The following is a 15,482-nucleotide window of genomic DNA, read 5'->3' as shown; positions in this document are numbered from 1 at the left end:
ACACGGTGCCGGACGGGCGGTAGCGACAAAAAGATCCTGCTTCGAAAGTGGATCGATATGGTATCGTGGAATGAAGCTTGCTTAAAATTGTACGGGGACAGACCCCTGAACTTTTGGTGAAACTTATTGACTTTACGGGCGTATAGATCATGTGCAGGTTTATTGATATGAAACTGGGGGTTTTGGGATGAATGAACGACAGGAGAGGTTTACGCCTCTGGAGCCCGGAGAGCGGCTTTCTCATGTTGACAGTCTGAGGGGCTTTGCTTTATTCGGGATTTTACTCGTTAACAGTATGTATTTTCAGTATGGCATGTTCAGCTTTGAGCGTTTTGCCGAGACTTTCAGGACAGCTGACAGCAGCGTAGCAGCTGTCAATTCTCTTTTCTTTGAAGGGAGCTTTTATCCGCTCTTCTCCATGCTGTTTGGATTTGGTGCGGTCATGATCTGGCAGCGGACTCAGGAAAAGGGCCGTTCGTTTGGCGGGCTGTTTTTCCGTCGTATGGTGATTCTTGCTTTTCTCGGTCTTCTCCACACGTATCTCATCTGGGATGGAGACATTTTACTTACATACGGACTCAGCGGTCTGTTTCTTCTTTTATTTATAAAATGTAAGCCGGCAACGATACTCGGTTGGGCGGTCGGTATCTTTTTACTCATCGGCCTGCCGGGGCTTATTCCAGACGACGGTTCTGTAGGAGACATGGACTTCACAACCATTCAGGAACAGGAAATCTCCGCTCTCTCTGAAGGGACGTATACGGACGCCCTCATATACAGGGTCACAGCCGACCCGTTTCAGGATATGGAAGGTGGGTATGCTGTTGCGGTCTTCATGTCCATTTTTATGGGGCTTCAGATTATCGCACTCTTCCTTACTGGCGCTTACCTGGCCAAAAAAGGATGGATTCACAGGCCGGCCGAGCACAGGCGGATTCTTATCAGAATCGCTTCGATTTTCTTTCCACTTGGCCTGACATTAAAGGGAGCTTACGTCTTTACAGGTAACAATCAGCTCGAGTATTTAAGTATGATTTTCGGCGGTCCGTTTTTAACACTAGGATACATTGCCGCCTTTCTCCTTCTTCACCAGGCCGGCGTGTTTGCAAGATTGTTTACCGCCTTTGGCTACGTTGGAAGAATGGCGCTCAGCAACTACCTGAGCCAGTCAGTCATCATGACGCTTCTGTATTTTAATTATGGGTTTGGGTTATTTGCTGAACTCGGGTTAATCATAGGCACTTTCATTGTGATTGTTGTTTTCGTCCTTCAAATCCTCGCAAGCCGCTGGTGGCTAAGCAGGTTTGCCTACGGGCCGGTGGAATGGTTCTGGCGTGTCGGCACGTATATGCGGCCTCAATCGTTAAAAAGAAAATAACCACAAAGAGGAGTCCGGTTTTCATATCGGGCTCTTTTAATTTGTAAAACAATAACAAAACAGATGACTAACTTCCATCGTATCAGGGTATGAGTTTAGGTAAAGTATATATTTACAACGATACGATAGGACATTCAGTAAAGGGAGCTAGTATAATGAAAACTTTATCACTTCAACGATTCCGTCTTGCTGCAGACTTTGTCCATACCCATGCCCGCCTCGTGGATCAGCGTTTGTTTGAGTACTATTTTACAAACGGCTCCTCTGAGGATGTGATGGAAGCACTGGTCCCCTATCAGAATGAAGACGGTGGCGTGGGACACGGTATCGAGCCCGATATCAGGATGAAAGCCTCCAGCCCCATTGCCACTTCGGTCGCACTTCAGTATGCAAAGGCAGTGAATGCGAAAGGAAGCCATCCATTTATTCAAAAAGCCATGAACTACCTTTCATCCGTATACGCAGAAAGCGGATTCTGGCCCCTGAAGCTTAAAGCAATGAATTATGAACCTCATGCAGAGTGGTGGCATTTTACGGAACCTGCAACTACATTTGAAATAAATCCCGGTGCTGAAATACTCGGATATTTTCACAGCTATCCGCAAATTCTTGAACAAGACCTCTTCCCTATTTGGCATGAACAGGTTTTTACCTACCTTGAAGATGCAGAGAAGCTTGACATGCACGAATTACTCGCCTATATGCGTCTTTCTCAAATGATGCCTTCGCCCGGGAAAAATCAGCTGATTGACATGATAAAACCCCATATCAGAAAAGTCGTCACTACCGATCCTTCGAAATGGGGTGCATACTGCGCCAAGCCTCTCTGGTTCGCTCCAAACCCGGATTCTCCTTTTTTTCCCATGTTTGAGGAATCGGTTATAAAAAACCTTGACTACGAAATTGCCACACAGGATAAGAACGGAGCCTGGTCCCCTTCGTGGGAGTGGAAACAATACAAAGATGTATGGGAGTCTCAAGCGAGGAAAGATTGGCAGGGAGAATTAACTGTAAAAACCCTCAGATATCTTGCCAGCTACAACAGGATTGAAGGACTCAATTCTTCCAGTGAAGGGGCTGTATGACTATTAAGCGCCGTAATCATAATAAAAAACAATGGCTCTGTCTGCCTTCCACCTAAGATTGGGGGAAACAGACAGGTGCCATTGCTTTTGAAGGGTGATTCAAAAGGTTTAATACAGACCTTTTGAATCACTTTTTTTAATAAAGTTCCTGAAAGTTTGACAATGGTTTGTTCGGTACCATCATCGTAAAGTGATTATGGAGATTTACAAATTCCCCCGGAAGTTTCCCTCCGTATTCCCCGTCAAGGTTCAACTGCATTTCATTTTGCGAGTGAATCTTAATTCTGTTTGCCTGAACATATATGACCCGCTCGTCATTGATGTGCTCACCGCGCAGAGCAGCACCTGTGAGTCTCACTACATCCGCAAGGTTTGTCTTTTTCAGGATCAGCATATCAAACAGTCCGTCATTGATGAATGCTTTTGGAGCAAGCTTCTCAAAACCACCTACTGAATTAGTGTTCGTCACTAAAAACAGCATGATCTCACCTTCAAACCACTTACCGTCATATTCGATCGTGACGTGGTTCGGACGAATCCGAGGCAGTTTTTCAAAACCTTTCACGTAATACGCCAGCTGGCCCATCATCGTTTTCAGCCTGCTCGGCACTTCATAAGTGAGCTCGGTCAGCGTTCCGCCTCCGGCAATATTGATAAAGTACTGACTTTCAATTTTTCCGATATCAATAGACTTTTCAAGACCGTCACAAATGACGTCGCAGGATCCTTCAATTTCTTTTGGAATCTGAAGGGCTCTGGCAAAATCATTTGTTGTGCCTGCAGGGATCAGACCCAGTTTTGGACGGTCCTCTTTTTCCGCCATACCGTTAATCACTTCATTAATTGTTCCGTCTCCGCCGGCAGCAATTACGAGGTCAAAATTCCGGTCTGCTGCAAGTCCCGCTGCCCGCTTTGCACAATCTTTCCCGGTAGTCGCATGTGTCGATGCTTCATACCCGCTCTTTTCGAGCCTCTCTAATATATATGGAATGTTGCGTTTGAAGTTTTCACGCCCTGAAGAAGGGTTATAGATCAGTCTGGCTTTTTTCATGTTCGGTACGCTCCCATCACGATCCTGTCCTGTTCAACCAAGTATAGCACGCTTGTCATGGAATGAGAACAAATGCCCCCTGTCCAGCGCACTTGTGACAAAGCCACTCTGGTTACTCGTATCCTATTCTATGAATAGCATGGGCACATTTGAACGTATATAAAACAACATCTTCCGCCTCTGCAGGGTAGAAGAGTCTGCCGTATGGTGTCGAATTCTTTATAATTCTACTGAAGTTTTTCATAAAGCTTCCCCCAAGCCTGCATAAACCACCAAAAGTTCTCAATAGAAACCTTCACCAGTCACCACACCCCGAACCATAACCCAATCCATGCTAAATGAATGCCGTGAACGAACACATACCCGGTAAAAGCAACGATCACCATACCCGCGATGGACCTTCTCAGTGGGTAATGCAACACAGGAATAAGGATGATTGTTGCTGCTGTAAGCACGAATTTGACTGTTAAAAAGAACAACGGATCGATGGCATAGGCCCATGCCATGACCGGATTCGCTTCTTCAATCTCTCCCATCCTTATCCCTGCTACCGTAAGCAAAGCATCGGTCATATTAAGCAGAGCTGTACTTAACAAAAGCTTTTTCATCACCGTTTCACCTCAAGGGTTTGTTTACCTTAAGTATATAAGTTCTTAATAAAGAACAACTTCACAATTATGTTACAATTACGAAAAAACGCAGGAATTATATTTAGAGTATCGAATTAGTTCATGATGAATGAACTCGAAAGGATGCTGAATATGAAAGCTTACACAAACGCCACTCTTTTAGACGGGCTCGGAAACACGATTAAAAATGGAACGGTCCTCATTGACAGTGAAAAAATTATTGCTGTTGGGGAGCATATTACCGTTCCTGGAGATGCTGAAACCATTGATTGTGAAGGAAAGTTTGTTACTCCTGGAATTATTGATGTACATACGCATTTAGGTGTTCATGAAGCTGGCGTCGGAGCTGAAGGACGGGACTTTAACGAAACGTCAAGTGCTGTGACGCCCCACATCCGGGCGCTGGACGGGATTAACCCTCGTGAGCGGGGATTCCAGGATGCCAGAGAATGCGGCGTAACAACCGTTCAGGTAATGCCTGGAAGCGCCAATGTTATCGGGGGAGAAATGGTTGTTTTAAAAACAGCAGGACATGCGATTGACGACATGCTTATCCGTAACCCATCCGGTATGAAAGGAGCTTTCGGTGAGAATCCGAAGCGGATTCACGGACAGAAGGTCGTCACAAGAATGGGAGTTGCCGGATTATTTCGGGAAACACTCATAAAAGCCGAGGATTATAAAAGGAAAAAAGATAACGGAGAATTAAAAGACCGGGACCTTGGTATGGAACAGCTGATTCCCGTACTCGAGAAAAAGATTCCTCTTCGAACCCATGCACACAGAGCAGACGATATTCTCACTGCCATCCGGATCGCAAAGGAGTTTGATGTCGATTTAACGATTGAGCACTGCACAGAGGGCCATCTGATCGCAAAAGAAGTGGCCGAATCAGGTTACCAGGTCTCTGTAGGGCCTACCATGAGCACCCGTTCGAAAGTTGAACTTGCAGACAAAGGGTATCACACCCTCGTTGAGCTGGAAAAATACGATGTCCCTATTTCTATTACAACCGACCATCCGGTGATTGGTATCGAATACCTCCTCACTCAGGTAACTACAGCTGTGAAAGCCGGGCTTAGCGAGGAAACAGCGTTCCGTGCTATTACGAGCCAGGCCGCCCGTCACCTCGGTGTAGAGGATCGTGTAGGTTCTCTTGAGGAAGGAAAGGACGCCGACCTCGTTGTATGGACAAAGCATCCTTTTGATGCTTATGCAGAAGTCGTTGAGACTGTTGTAAACGGGCAAACTGCGTTTTCAAAATAATGGTATTCCTAAAACCCGGGGATATTTTATAAAGGCGGTCCGACAATGAAATACACCATCTTTAAAGTGCTCCTCTTTTAAAACCAAGCTTATGCCAAAAAATGCCCGGCACGAATGTTATCTCGTACCGGGTCGGCAAGATGCAAGATATTGTACTATTGCTTTCACCTTTAAAGAATTTCGGGGTCACAAAACTGCCATTACTATGTGTCTTTTGCCATTTCTCCTGCGATAAATCGAAGAGGCTGGGCAACAGATTGGTACCAGTATTCGTATTCCCCCGCACTCATGTATGTTAACTTCATATCCCTCAAGTTCGCTTCAATAAACCATACGTTCCCTTCATCATCGACCATTAAGTCAAACCCGAAATCTATCGCCGGAATCTTTTTAGCAAGCTGTTTTGCTAGCTCTTTACTCGCGCTTTCAACAGTCGATTTAATGTTTGGCTTTTTGAAATACTTTTCATTAAAAGGTACACCTTTTGCTCCTTGTGAAATGTTCGTCAGGAAGTCTTTTTTCTTGGATAAACGCAGTGCTTTAGCTGAAACCACCCAATCAGAAGCGTTTTTCTTATGGGTGCTTACCCTCACCTCAACAGTGCGGTCAGCTGCCTTAGTTGCTCTCACCTTTTGTTGCACAATGTATTTTCGCCCAGATAAACTAGTGATGATCTTTTTTAAAACTGTTGCTTTCACAATTTTAACTTTAAGCTTCTTTTTCGTTTTGGAGCTGATTTTAAAATGAGGACCATCTTTTCTTATCATAATAACTTTCCGTCCAAGGGACCCTCTGATTGGTTTAATAATTACTTCACCATATTTCTGTATCAGGTCTTGAAAAGAAGCTGAGGTCATCCGTCGGGATTCAGGTACATAGCTTGCAGTCTTTGAATTCCCGGTAAGAATCGCGATATGACGCCACTTATTTCTTTCTCTTCCTGTCTGAAGCTGATAAAACTTCATTCCGGTCCTGCGCATAAGCCGTTTCAGTCTTCTTTTTGTCTGCCCTCCAACAACCATTCTGCAGAAAGTATGTTTAGGTGGTTTTATTTTTTTCTTACGGGGTTTTGAATTGGGAGAAAACACAACCACGTTAACAGGTGCTCCCCGGAAGAGATCTTCACTGATATAATAAAAAGCCACAGGCATTTTATGTTCCTTTGCAAAACGCTGGTAATTCCCAGGACTCTCAATCTTTGTTGTACCTTTTACCACCGCTTTGAATGTTTTTTTACTAACCAAGACTCCAATCATACGACACCTCTCCATAAGCTGTATTCTTCTATCAGCATATGGAGTTGGACATCCCGTACCTGTGTGAAACCATCAATATCCCCCCCAAAAAAAAGTGTTAATATAAATTCTCCCTGTACCCCTTTTCCAGCCTTTTTGCCAGTGCGTTCTCATCCTGATTTTTTAACGCCGCGTGGTCCGAAAGCATTCTGGCAGCAGTGGGCATTGCACCTGTATCCGGCCAACGCTCCTGATCCCAGATGCCGGAACGCTTCATCGCTTTGGCACAATGAATAAAACATTCCTCTACTTCCACGCCAATCCCCAATGATGGTGCCTTTCCTCTGACTGACAGCGGTGCAAGAATCTCTTCATCTTTTATAACAACACCTTTCCCGTTGATTCTTAACGTTTCACCGAACCCTGGGATTAAAAACAACAGACCAATACGGTTATTTTCAAGAAGGTTTTTGAGAGTGTCCATTCGCTTATTTCCAGGGCGCTCCGGGATGATGAGGTGGTGCTCGTCCAGAATGTAGACAAAACCGGGATGATCTCCTCTTGGTGACGCATCACACCTCCCGTTTTCATCGGAAGTTGAAAGGACAGCAAAAGGGGAATGAGCCAGAAACGTCCGGCAGTGACTGTCCAGGTGATCAATGGGTTTCGCCTTTACAAGCGGGCTCGGATCCCCGATGTATCCGGTTAATTCTTCTTTTGATTTTATCTGCTTTATACCTGAAAAAAACATCTTCATTTCCCCTTTTCCCCGTCTTTTCGACTTTCAAATAAACGTTTGTTTAAATGTCTGTTTTACACGAAAAAAAGAAGAAGACATTGCCTCTTCTTTTTTCTCTATTATTTCATTCGCCTTTAACAGGTTCCGGTCCTCTTTATCTGTCGGTTTCTTCGTATTCGATCACAATTACTTCATCCGAATCTTCCTCAAATGTAATGGTAACGAAAACACCAAATTCCCGTTCCTCTCCCCGCAGCCAAAGCTTAAACTTTTCAGAGGCTTTCCCTTCTCCAAGCTCTTCCCGCCCCATATGAAGGTAATCCACCACTTTCGCTTCAGGATAGCGCTCCTTCACTTTTTCCACAGCCAGCTTCCCCCACTTTGCATAAGCAGGTTCTTCCTGTTGCTCCCTTTGTGCAGGCAGCCCTTCTCCTTCTTTCTCAAGAGCTGAAACCATGAGGGGACTGATGTGGAAATGGGCAAGTAAAATCGTCATCACCAGAAATATTTTCATTGTTTTTCCTCCTGATAACCGTTTCCCTTTAGTCTGTCCAGCTTTCCTTTCAACATTTCTATAAAAGGAGATTTAGATGCAATCACGAATACATATAGACTCGGGAGTTTTTATTGAGGTGAAAACGATGAAAAAAGAGGCATTTACATTTGTAAGGCTTAGGCGTAAACATGCAGAAGAGATTGTATTCTGGAAATACCCTGAGCCTTACGGATTATATAATCTTGATCCGACAATCGACTGTATAAACGAGCTGATCAAGGAAGACTACTACGCTTGCTTGGACCACGGGGGAAAGATGATCGGTTTTTGCTGTGCCGGTGAGGAGGCTCGCGTGCCCGGCGGTTATAAAGAAGGAATTTACCGCGATGCCCGCTATCTCGATGTTGGAATTGGCATGAAGCCTGCTTTGACCGGGAACGGTCTGGGCAAAACGTTTTTCTCACAGGTTCTCACGTTTCTCAGTGACACCTATGGTACGAAACGGTTCCGTCTGGTTGTGGCAACCTTCAACAAGAGGGCTATCCGGTTGTACAGGAGTCTCGGATTTACAGATGAAAAGGTGTTTTACAGTCAGGTAAAAGAAAAGCCCGCGACGTTTTTATGTATGATTAAAGAAATGTAGAATAAAAGCGTAATTGGTGCGATAAAGAAAACTTGGCTTTTCGCCATGATGGCGAAAGTCTTAGTTGCTCTTATGCTTTAGAACAAGCATTTGAGGGATGCCATCAGATTGATGCCGCTTTTCGGCTTCTTCTGATGGAATAAAAAGACCTTGAGCTCGCAGGCGCTGGAGCCGGACGTGGAAAAGTCTAACGAAAAAGTTTATCCCGTGTTAAGAACTTAATAAATTCTGGACAACTTAGAAAACGAGACCGTTCTGGCGGCCTCGTTTTTTTAATCTCTTGACAGTGACTCTTCCAGGTTCTTTTTTCTCAGTTTACGTGCGTACTCGTTCATTTTTGCAAATACAACCTTCGCCATAATAACCATAGCTGCTGCGAACGTCACCATTCCGATGTTCGTAAAATTCACGCTTGTTATGGCTGTGTTCAATCCGATGAGGTAAAGAACAAACACCGCGATTTGAAACAGACTCTCCACGTATGGGAAGACGATACGGAGCGGCCTACGCTGCACCGGGAGCATCCGGATCAGCGACAGCAGCTGCAGAGGAATAAGCCACCCGAATGTAGCGAGGGCAAACAACATTACGCTGTATCCTGATTCTATTTGTACGAGATTGGAGCCGATGCCCCAAATGCCGACGATTACAAGGGAGATTAACCCTGTAAAAAACGTGATCGTAACACTTGCCATTGTGAAAAACTGAAGTGCTTCTTTTTTCATAAGGTTTTCCTCCCTTTTTTAATACAAGTAAAGTATGTGCGGACAAGCAGAATTATACTTGCGGGACCACACAATAATGTATCCTAACAAAGTGGGAAGTTAATGGCAAACAGGAGGATCGGGGGTAAAAGCCCCCAGGATGGCGTATTCTCCCTTAAACGTTGCTTTAACATAAGATTCCTTACTTAACCTGATGATGTGGCTTTTTCTTTGCTGTTTAAAAATAAAAGGATTACGTTTCACGGTATTTTAATTAAATTGGGACTTTTTATCATCCCGCCTTCCCATAACCTGAAAATCCCGCTGCGTAAACTTTGCAACGGGATTTTTACTTTCTAACGCTTTTTAATTTCATCTACAAGAAGGGTATTGACCATCTGAGGGTTTGCTTTTCCACGGGAAGCTTTCATCACCTGGCCTACGAGGAAGCCGATGGCTTTTTCTTTTCCATTTTTGTAGTCTTCGATGGACTGATCGTTGTTGTCCAGAACATCGTTGACCATCGTACGGATTTCACCTTCATCCGTTATCTGTACGAGACCTTTTTCCTTTACGATCTTCTTCGGATCTCCGCCTTTTTCAATGAGTTCTTTGAACACTTTTTTCGCAATTTTGCTGGAAATCGTTCCATCTTCGATCAGAGCGATCATGCCAGCCAGTCCTTCTGAGGTCATTGGCACATCTGTGATTTCTTTTCCGTTGGCATTTAAATAGGCACTCACTTCACCCATCATCCAGTTGGATAAAAGCTTTGCAGGTGCTCCGTGAGTAAGGCCTTTTTCAAAGAAGTCACTCATGGCTTTTTGCTGGGTAAGAACCTGAGCATCGTATTCAGGGAGCTCCAGGTCCTTCACGTAACGCTTCTGACGCTCGTCGGGAAGCTCAGGGATTTCCGAGCGGACCCGTTCTTTCCATTCGTCTTCGATGTAAAGTTCCACAAGATCCGGTTCAGGGAAGTAACGGTAGTCGTCAGATCCTTCCTTAATCCGCATAAGAATAGTCTTCTTGTTGTCTGCATCCCAGCGGCGTGTCTCCTGAAGGATTTTACCTCCGGAGAGCAGTTCTTTCTCCTGACGGACTTCTTCGTAGGAAATTCCTTTTTGGACGTTCATGAATGAGTTTAAGTTTTTCAGCTCTGTTTTTGTTCCGAACTCTTTTTGTCCGGCGGGACGGATCGAGATGTTTGCATCACAGCGGAGAGAGCCTTCTTCCATTTTGCAGTCGGATACCTCCGTGTACTGCATGATGGCCTTTAATTTTTCAAGGTAGGCGTAGGCCTCTTCCGGTGAGCTGATATCAGGCTCGGAGACGATTTCAACGAGGGGCGTGCCCACCCGGTTGAAATCGACTAATGAATGGTGCTCACCATCCGCGTGGGTGAGCTTGCCCGCATCCTCTTCCATATGAATACGGGTGATCCCGATGCGCTTCTTCTCCCCGTTCACTTCAATATCGATCCAGCCGTTTTCACCGATGGGCTGATCAAACTGGGAAATCTGATACGCTTTCGGACTGTCAGGATAGAAATAGTTTTTCCGGTCAAATTTCGTTTCTTTTGCCACGTCGCAGTTCAGTGCGAACGCCGCCCGCATGGCATAGTCTACAGCCTGCTTATTTAAAACCGGCAACACACCTGGATGCCCAAGGCAAATCGGACAGGTATGTGTATTTGGCGGAGCGCCGAACTCTGTGGAGCAGCCGCAGAAAATCTTTGATTTTGTTTTTAGCTCTACGTGGACTTCAAGTCCAATGACCGTTTCAAATGACATTCGCTGTCCCTCCTTATAGTTCCGGCTTTAATTTATGATGTTCTGTTGATTGTTCAAATGCATGGGCCACACGGTAGACCATTGCTTCGTCGAAATGATTTCCGATAATCTGCAGTCCTACTGGAAGACCTTCAGCAAGTCCGCACGGAACACTGATCGCTGGTACACCTGCCAGGTTTACGGGAATCGTTAAAATATCGTTCATGTACATCGTCAGAGGATCTTCAATTTTATCCCCGATCTTAAATGCCGGTGTCGGTGTAGTCGGTCCGATAACCACGTCATACTTTAAGAACACTTCATCGAAATCCTGTTTAATGAGTGTACGGACCTTTTGTGCTTTTTTATAAAGAGCATCGTAATACCCCGAGCTCAACGCAAACGTCCCGAGCATAATCCGGCGCTTCACTTCATTACCGAAATATTTACTTCTAGTTTTCATATACGTTTCGATCAGGCTGTCATCCTGCACGCGCTCGCCGTAGCGGATACCGTCAAAACGGGAAAGGTTGGCTGAGGCTTCGGACGAGGCCAGCAGATAATAAGTAGCCACGGCATACTTCGTGTGAGGAAGAGAAACCTCTTCAACTGTCGCACCCTGCTTCTCCAATGCCGCTAATGCTTCACGGATTCTGTTACGGACCTCAGGGTCAACCCCTTCTGTAATGTACTCCTTCGGCACAGCGATCTTAAGCCCTTTTACATCTCCTGTAAGGGCATCGCTGTAGTTCGGCACATCTACCCCTGCACTCGTAGAGTCCATCCGGTCGTGCCCTGCAATCGCCTGCAGCACATGAGCGTTATCTTCTACAGAGCGGGTAATCGGTCCGATCTGGTCAAGTGAAGATGCAAATGCCACCAGACCGAAACGGGATACGCGGCCGTACGTCGGCTTCAGTCCCACGACGCCGCAGAATGCAGCCGGTTCCCGGATGGATCCGCCTGTGTCTGAGCCTAAAGAGAACAAGACTTCGCCTGCAGCAACCGTTGCAGCCGAGCCACCGCTGGAGCCACCTGGTACTCTCTCTGTGTCCCATGGGTTTTTAACGATTTTATAGCCTGAGTTTTCATTTGATGAGCCCATGGCAAACTCGTCCATGTTGACTTTACCGATATTGATGATGCTCTCCTGTTCAAGCTTTTCCATAACGGTTGCGTTATAAAGAGGCTTGAAATTATCAAGAATTTTACTCGCACATGTGGTGCGAATCCCTTTAGTGCTGATGTTATCCTTGATTCCTGCCGGCAGGCCAAATAAAGCCCCCGCTGCTTGATCTGTACCGAGAAGCTCGTCCAGTTCCCCTGCCCGTTTTCTTGCTCCTTCTTCGTTTAGGTGCAGAAAGGAACCGATGTTTTCGTCTACGTCTTTTATCCGTTTGTATGAAGCATCAACAAGATCTGTGACGGATATTTCTTTTTTATGTAACTGCTCCTGGATCTGAGCAAAACGCTGATCTAATATCGACATGTTTTCACCCCTACTTCTCGAACACGGAAGGTATTTTGACTTGACCGTCTTTTTGGTCAGGTGCATTCTTTAATGCGTCTTCCTGACTGAGTGACGGTTTGACTTCATCTTCTCTGAGAACGTTCTTCACATCAAACACGTGTGACGTTGGTTTCACGTTTGTCGTGTCCAGTTCGTTCAGTTGTTCTGCATAATTGATAATCGAATCGAGCTGCTCGGAGAACATCTCTACTTCGTGATCGGTGAACTCAAGACGGGCAAGGTGTGCCACGTGCTTAATCTGAGCTTTTGTAATCCGCTCCATTTTTTACCCTCCATCCATGAAATAAAGGCGCTGTCACAGGCGCCTTTCCGTTTCTCAATAATAAACTGATCTTATCAAAGATCACCCTCACAATCAACAAACGGGAGAAGGTACAGACTGACCACAATAACTTATTATATCTGAATTACCAACAAGTTAATGAACAGATCTAAATAATATAGCTGCAGACTCCGGATGCTGCCGGAATGTTCTTCGCTTTCCGTGGCGGTGCCGGCGACTTCTCGGGCTATGCGAGGATATAAAAAGCTGAATTTCTTAAGAGGGCAGATGTTGGTTTACGCTCATTGCACTTTCCGCGGGCGGTTCTCACTTCGTTTGCGGGGGTCTCTCCCGGCCCACATTACCAAAGGATTCTTCAAACATTCCGGTTGCATCAACTCTTATTGAATAAAATAAGGTTAATATAAAAGAAGTATTTATGGGTTATGATCGGCGATGGTATATACCATGAGGAACTTCATTTATTAAAGATTGTAACTTAAAAGTCTTCAGAATACACAGCTGAAATCGAAAGATACGCAGGCTTCATCTTCTGTTTACAGGAAGTGAGACAACAGACACCAATGCTAAATTATTCCCAACCTGAAAATAGACACCTGTTTTTAGCAAAGTTATCTTTATCCTCATTTTCTCAACGAAATATGCGGAGTTGAACGGAATACGCGAGACTCCTGCGGAAGTGCGAGACAGACGAGACCCCGCAAGGGCAGAGCCCTGAGGAGGCTCGTCGCGAGTCCGCGGAAAGGGAGCGTATTCCGTTCAGCGAAGCTGAATTTCAATTCTCTTTCAAAGTAGACATTGCAAAAGAACCTCCCCCAATATTCATTGGGAGAGGTTCTGTTAGAAGCCTTAGAGGCTCTTCTGATATTCGTCAAACTCATCTTGGATTTCTTTACTTGGCTCAGGGCCGATTAAGCTGAATACTACGACCGCGATCCATGCAAAGATGAATCCAGGAATGATTTCATACAGGTCACTTGGCACAAAGAGATCCCAAAGGATAACTGTCGCACCACCGACAATCATACCTGCAAGAGCACCTGTTTTCGTCATGCGCTTCCAGAAAAGAGCAAGGATAACGACCGGACCAAATGCGGCACCGAATCCAGCCCAAGCGTAACCCACCAGCTCAAGAACCGTTGCTTCAGGATTGTAGGCAAGGAAGATCGCAAACAACGCGATAAGCAGAACGCCGAAACGTCCAACCCATACAAGCTCCTTCTGTGAAGCATTCTTACGGAAAAGAGCTTTATAGAAGTCTTCCGTCAACGCACTTGAAGAAACAAGAAGCTGGGAGTCAATTGTACTCATAATCGCCGCCAGGATCGCTGCAAGTAAGAAACCAGCTACCCATGGGTTAAAGAGTACTTGTGTAAATTGAATAAAGACTGTCTCTGAGTTTTCAAGTGGTGCATCTGCGAAAAATGCGATACCTACAAAACCAGTGAAGATGGCGCCGAAGAGGGCAAATACCATCCAAGTCATACCGACAAGACGGGCTTTAGGAATCTCGTCTTTGGATTTAACAGCCATAAAGCGGGCAACGATGTGCGGCTGACCAAAGTAACCAAGACCCCATGCCAGCAGGGAAATGATTCCCACAAAGCCGATTCCGGAGAATACATCAAGTCGTTCCGGATCGATCGCACCAACAGCATTTACGGTCTCATTCCAGCCGCCCATCTGGCTGATGGCAACAATCGGTACGATAATTAAAGCAAGGAACATCAGGATACCCTGTGCAAAGTCTGTCCAGCTTACTGCCAGGAATCCTCCCAGGAAAGTATATGAAATAATAACGATAGCACCAATCCAAAGCGCTTGTGTATAACTAAAACCAAAAGATGATTCAAACAGCAATGCTCCACCGACAAGACCGGAGGACGTATAGAAAGCAAAGAAAACTAAAATAACAATGGCTGATACAATACGAAGGACTTTACTGTCGTCCTTGAACCGGTTTTCAAAGAAATCAGGAAGTGTAATGGAATCTCCTGCAATTTCTGTATACATACGAAGACGTGCGGCAACAAACTGCCAGTTTAAGTAAGCTCCGATGGCAAGACCGACTCCGATCCAGATTTCTGTCATCCCGGCAACATACATGGCACCAGGCAAACCGAGTAAAAGCCAGCTGCTCATATCAGACGCTCCGGCACTTAATGCTGCGACACTTCCGCCCAGGCGGCGTCCTCCTAAAACATAATCAGATAAATTGCTTGTCATTTTGTATGCTACAAGTCCGATTGCGAGCATACCGACTAAGTAAATAATAAACGTAATTAAAGTAGACGTATCCATTCGTTATTTTCTCCTTTCAGTGAAAAATGTAATAATTGATAGAATGACGAGAATTGGCATTGGCACGAATAGCCAGAACCAGGTTGCTGCTGTCAGTGCGTAATCTTCCACAATGTCCCCTCCCCTATTTTTGTGCAATTTTAAGTATTCGTTAGCATTCGCTATTTTGACTGACCTTACTCAAAATATACCCTACTTATTCGCCAGAACGGCAATATTCACCTTTATGCAGTGATTGCCCTTAAAAGTGGCACCCGCTCCTTCCGAAAATCAAGGCACAAGCAGAACTATAACACAATATTTAATTTTGAACATTCTAAATATTATTTTATGCACGTTTTAATGAATAAATATTCACCAAAACCTCGTTTT

At 45.1% G+C, this 15,482-nt stretch carries 14 protein-coding genes; 4 read left to right on the top strand and 10 right to left on the bottom strand.

What is annotated here, in order from left to right:
• The first annotated feature begins 187 nt into the window (after positions 1–187).
• Both JSY36_RS04155 and JSY36_RS04150 read left to right on the top strand, forming a co-directional pair.
• On the top strand, positions 188–1,378 hold the full coding sequence (locus tag JSY36_RS04155; protein ID WP_205165369.1) for a DUF418 domain-containing protein: 1,191 nt from the start codon (positions 188–190) through the stop codon (positions 1,376–1,378).
• 155 nt (positions 1,379–1,533) lie between these two features.
• Positions 1,534–2,463: a hypothetical protein gene (locus JSY36_RS04150; protein WP_205165368.1), complete on the top strand. Its 930-nt coding sequence runs from the start codon at positions 1,534–1,536 to the stop codon at positions 2,461–2,463.
• 136 nt (positions 2,464–2,599) lie between these two features.
• On the opposite strand, the gene JSY36_RS04145 is transcribed toward JSY36_RS04150, so the two are convergent.
• Together JSY36_RS04145 and JSY36_RS04140 are read right to left on the bottom strand one after the other, a co-directional pair.
• Positions 2,600–3,514 (bottom strand): diacylglycerol kinase, encoded by a 915-nt coding sequence (locus JSY36_RS04145; protein ID WP_122900496.1) that lies wholly within the window; start codon positions 3,512–3,514, stop codon positions 2,600–2,602.
• Between the two features lie 302 nt (positions 3,515–3,816).
• Entirely contained in the window at positions 3,817–4,122 is a 306-nt protein-coding gene (locus JSY36_RS04140; RefSeq protein ID WP_205165367.1) for a DUF5658 family protein, read from the bottom strand.
• A 153-nt stretch (positions 4,123–4,275) separates the two neighbouring features.
• Here JSY36_RS04140 and JSY36_RS04135 point away from each other — a divergent pair, with 153 nt between their 5' ends.
• The gene (locus JSY36_RS04135; protein WP_205165366.1) at positions 4,276–5,409 is read left to right on the top strand and encodes an amidohydrolase; all 1,134 of its coding nucleotides are present in this window, start codon (positions 4,276–4,278) and stop codon (positions 5,407–5,409) included.
• Between the two features lie 203 nt (positions 5,410–5,612).
• On the opposite strand, the gene JSY36_RS04130 is transcribed toward JSY36_RS04135, so the two are convergent.
• The 3 genes from JSY36_RS04130 to JSY36_RS04120 form a co-directional block, all read right to left on the bottom strand.
• Positions 5,613–6,665, bottom strand: coding sequence for a YheC/YheD family protein (locus JSY36_RS04130; RefSeq protein WP_205165365.1), 1,053 nt, complete (start codon positions 6,663–6,665; stop codon positions 5,613–5,615).
• A 97-nt stretch (positions 6,666–6,762) separates the two neighbouring features.
• Entirely contained in the window at positions 6,763–7,395 is a 633-nt protein-coding gene (locus JSY36_RS04125; protein WP_336511439.1) for a pyridoxamine 5'-phosphate oxidase family protein, read from the bottom strand.
• Positions 7,396–7,537: 142 nt separating this feature from the next.
• Complete coding sequence (locus JSY36_RS04120; protein WP_236784546.1) at positions 7,538–7,897, bottom strand: DUF3889 domain-containing protein; 360 nt, start codon at positions 7,895–7,897, stop codon at positions 7,538–7,540.
• A 127-nt stretch (positions 7,898–8,024) separates the two neighbouring features.
• On the opposite strand from JSY36_RS04120, the gene JSY36_RS04115 reads away from it, so the two are divergent.
• The gene (locus JSY36_RS04115; RefSeq protein ID WP_236784608.1) at positions 8,025–8,522 is read left to right on the top strand and encodes a GNAT family N-acetyltransferase; all 498 of its coding nucleotides are present in this window, start codon (positions 8,025–8,027) and stop codon (positions 8,520–8,522) included.
• Between the two features lie 272 nt (positions 8,523–8,794).
• Here the strand turns inward: JSY36_RS04115 and JSY36_RS04110 are convergent, their stop codons facing one another.
• The 5 genes from JSY36_RS04110 to putP all read right to left on the bottom strand — a co-directional run bounded on the left by JSY36_RS04110 (position 8,795) and on the right by putP (position 15,110).
• Positions 8,795–9,247 (bottom strand): hypothetical protein, encoded by a 453-nt coding sequence (locus tag JSY36_RS04110; RefSeq protein WP_205165362.1) that lies wholly within the window; start codon positions 9,245–9,247, stop codon positions 8,795–8,797.
• A gap of 335 nt (positions 9,248–9,582) precedes the next feature.
• The gene (gatB, locus tag JSY36_RS04105; protein WP_122900485.1) at positions 9,583–11,016 is read right to left on the bottom strand and encodes an Asp-tRNA(Asn)/Glu-tRNA(Gln) amidotransferase subunit GatB; all 1,434 of its coding nucleotides are present in this window, start codon (positions 11,014–11,016) and stop codon (positions 9,583–9,585) included.
• A gap of 13 nt (positions 11,017–11,029) precedes the next feature.
• Positions 11,030–12,484 (bottom strand): Asp-tRNA(Asn)/Glu-tRNA(Gln) amidotransferase subunit GatA, encoded by a 1,455-nt coding sequence (gene gatA, locus JSY36_RS04100; RefSeq protein ID WP_205165361.1) that lies wholly within the window; start codon positions 12,482–12,484, stop codon positions 11,030–11,032.
• Between the two features lie 10 nt (positions 12,485–12,494).
• Complete coding sequence (gatC, locus tag JSY36_RS04095) at positions 12,495–12,788, bottom strand: Asp-tRNA(Asn)/Glu-tRNA(Gln) amidotransferase subunit GatC (protein WP_122900481.1); 294 nt, start codon at positions 12,786–12,788, stop codon at positions 12,495–12,497.
• A gap of 870 nt (positions 12,789–13,658) precedes the next feature.
• Positions 13,659–15,110, bottom strand: a complete 1,452-nt coding sequence (gene putP / locus JSY36_RS04090) for a sodium/proline symporter PutP (RefSeq protein WP_205165360.1) — start codon at positions 15,108–15,110, stop codon at positions 13,659–13,661.
• Positions 15,111–15,482 lie beyond the last annotated feature (372 nt).

This window comes from Alteribacter salitolerans (assembly GCF_016901055.1).
Classification (GTDB): Bacteria; Bacillota; Bacilli; order Bacillales; family Salisediminibacteriaceae; genus Alteribacter; species Alteribacter keqinensis.
This window is presented reverse-complemented; position numbering and strand designations above follow the sequence as displayed.

Coding starts and splice junctions, on each gene's coding strand:
- JSY36_RS04155 (WP_205165369.1), top strand. CDS start 188: ATGAATGAACGACAGGAGAGGTTTACGCCTCTGGAGCCCGGAGAGCGG.
- JSY36_RS04150 (WP_205165368.1), top strand. CDS start 1,534: ATGAAAACTTTATCACTTCAACGATTCCGTCTTGCTGCAGACTTTGTC.
- JSY36_RS04145 (WP_122900496.1), bottom strand. CDS start 3,514: ATGAAAAAAGCCAGACTGATCTATAACCCTTCTTCAGGGCGTGAAAAC.
- JSY36_RS04140 (WP_205165367.1), bottom strand. CDS start 4,122: ATGAAAAAGCTTTTGTTAAGTACAGCTCTGCTTAATATGACCGATGCT.
- JSY36_RS04135 (WP_205165366.1), top strand. CDS start 4,276: ATGAAAGCTTACACAAACGCCACTCTTTTAGACGGGCTCGGAAACACG.
- JSY36_RS04130 (WP_205165365.1), bottom strand. CDS start 6,665: ATGATTGGAGTCTTGGTTAGTAAAAAAACATTCAAAGCGGTGGTAAAA.
- JSY36_RS04125 (WP_336511439.1), bottom strand. CDS start 7,395: ATGTTTTTTTCAGGTATAAAGCAGATAAAATCAAAAGAAGAATTAACC.
- JSY36_RS04120 (WP_236784546.1), bottom strand. CDS start 7,897: ATGAAAATATTTCTGGTGATGACGATTTTACTTGCCCATTTCCACATC.
- JSY36_RS04115 (WP_236784608.1), top strand. CDS start 8,025: ATGAAAAAAGAGGCATTTACATTTGTAAGGCTTAGGCGTAAACATGCA.
- JSY36_RS04110 (WP_205165362.1), bottom strand. CDS start 9,247: ATGAAAAAAGAAGCACTTCAGTTTTTCACAATGGCAAGTGTTACGATC.
- gatB (WP_122900485.1), bottom strand. CDS start 11,016: ATGTCATTTGAAACGGTCATTGGACTTGAAGTCCACGTAGAGCTAAAA.
- gatA (WP_205165361.1), bottom strand. CDS start 12,484: ATGTCGATATTAGATCAGCGTTTTGCTCAGATCCAGGAGCAGTTACAT.
- gatC (WP_122900481.1), bottom strand. CDS start 12,788: ATGGAGCGGATTACAAAAGCTCAGATTAAGCACGTGGCACACCTTGCC.
- putP (WP_205165360.1), bottom strand. CDS start 15,110: ATGGATACGTCTACTTTAATTACGTTTATTATTTACTTAGTCGGTATG.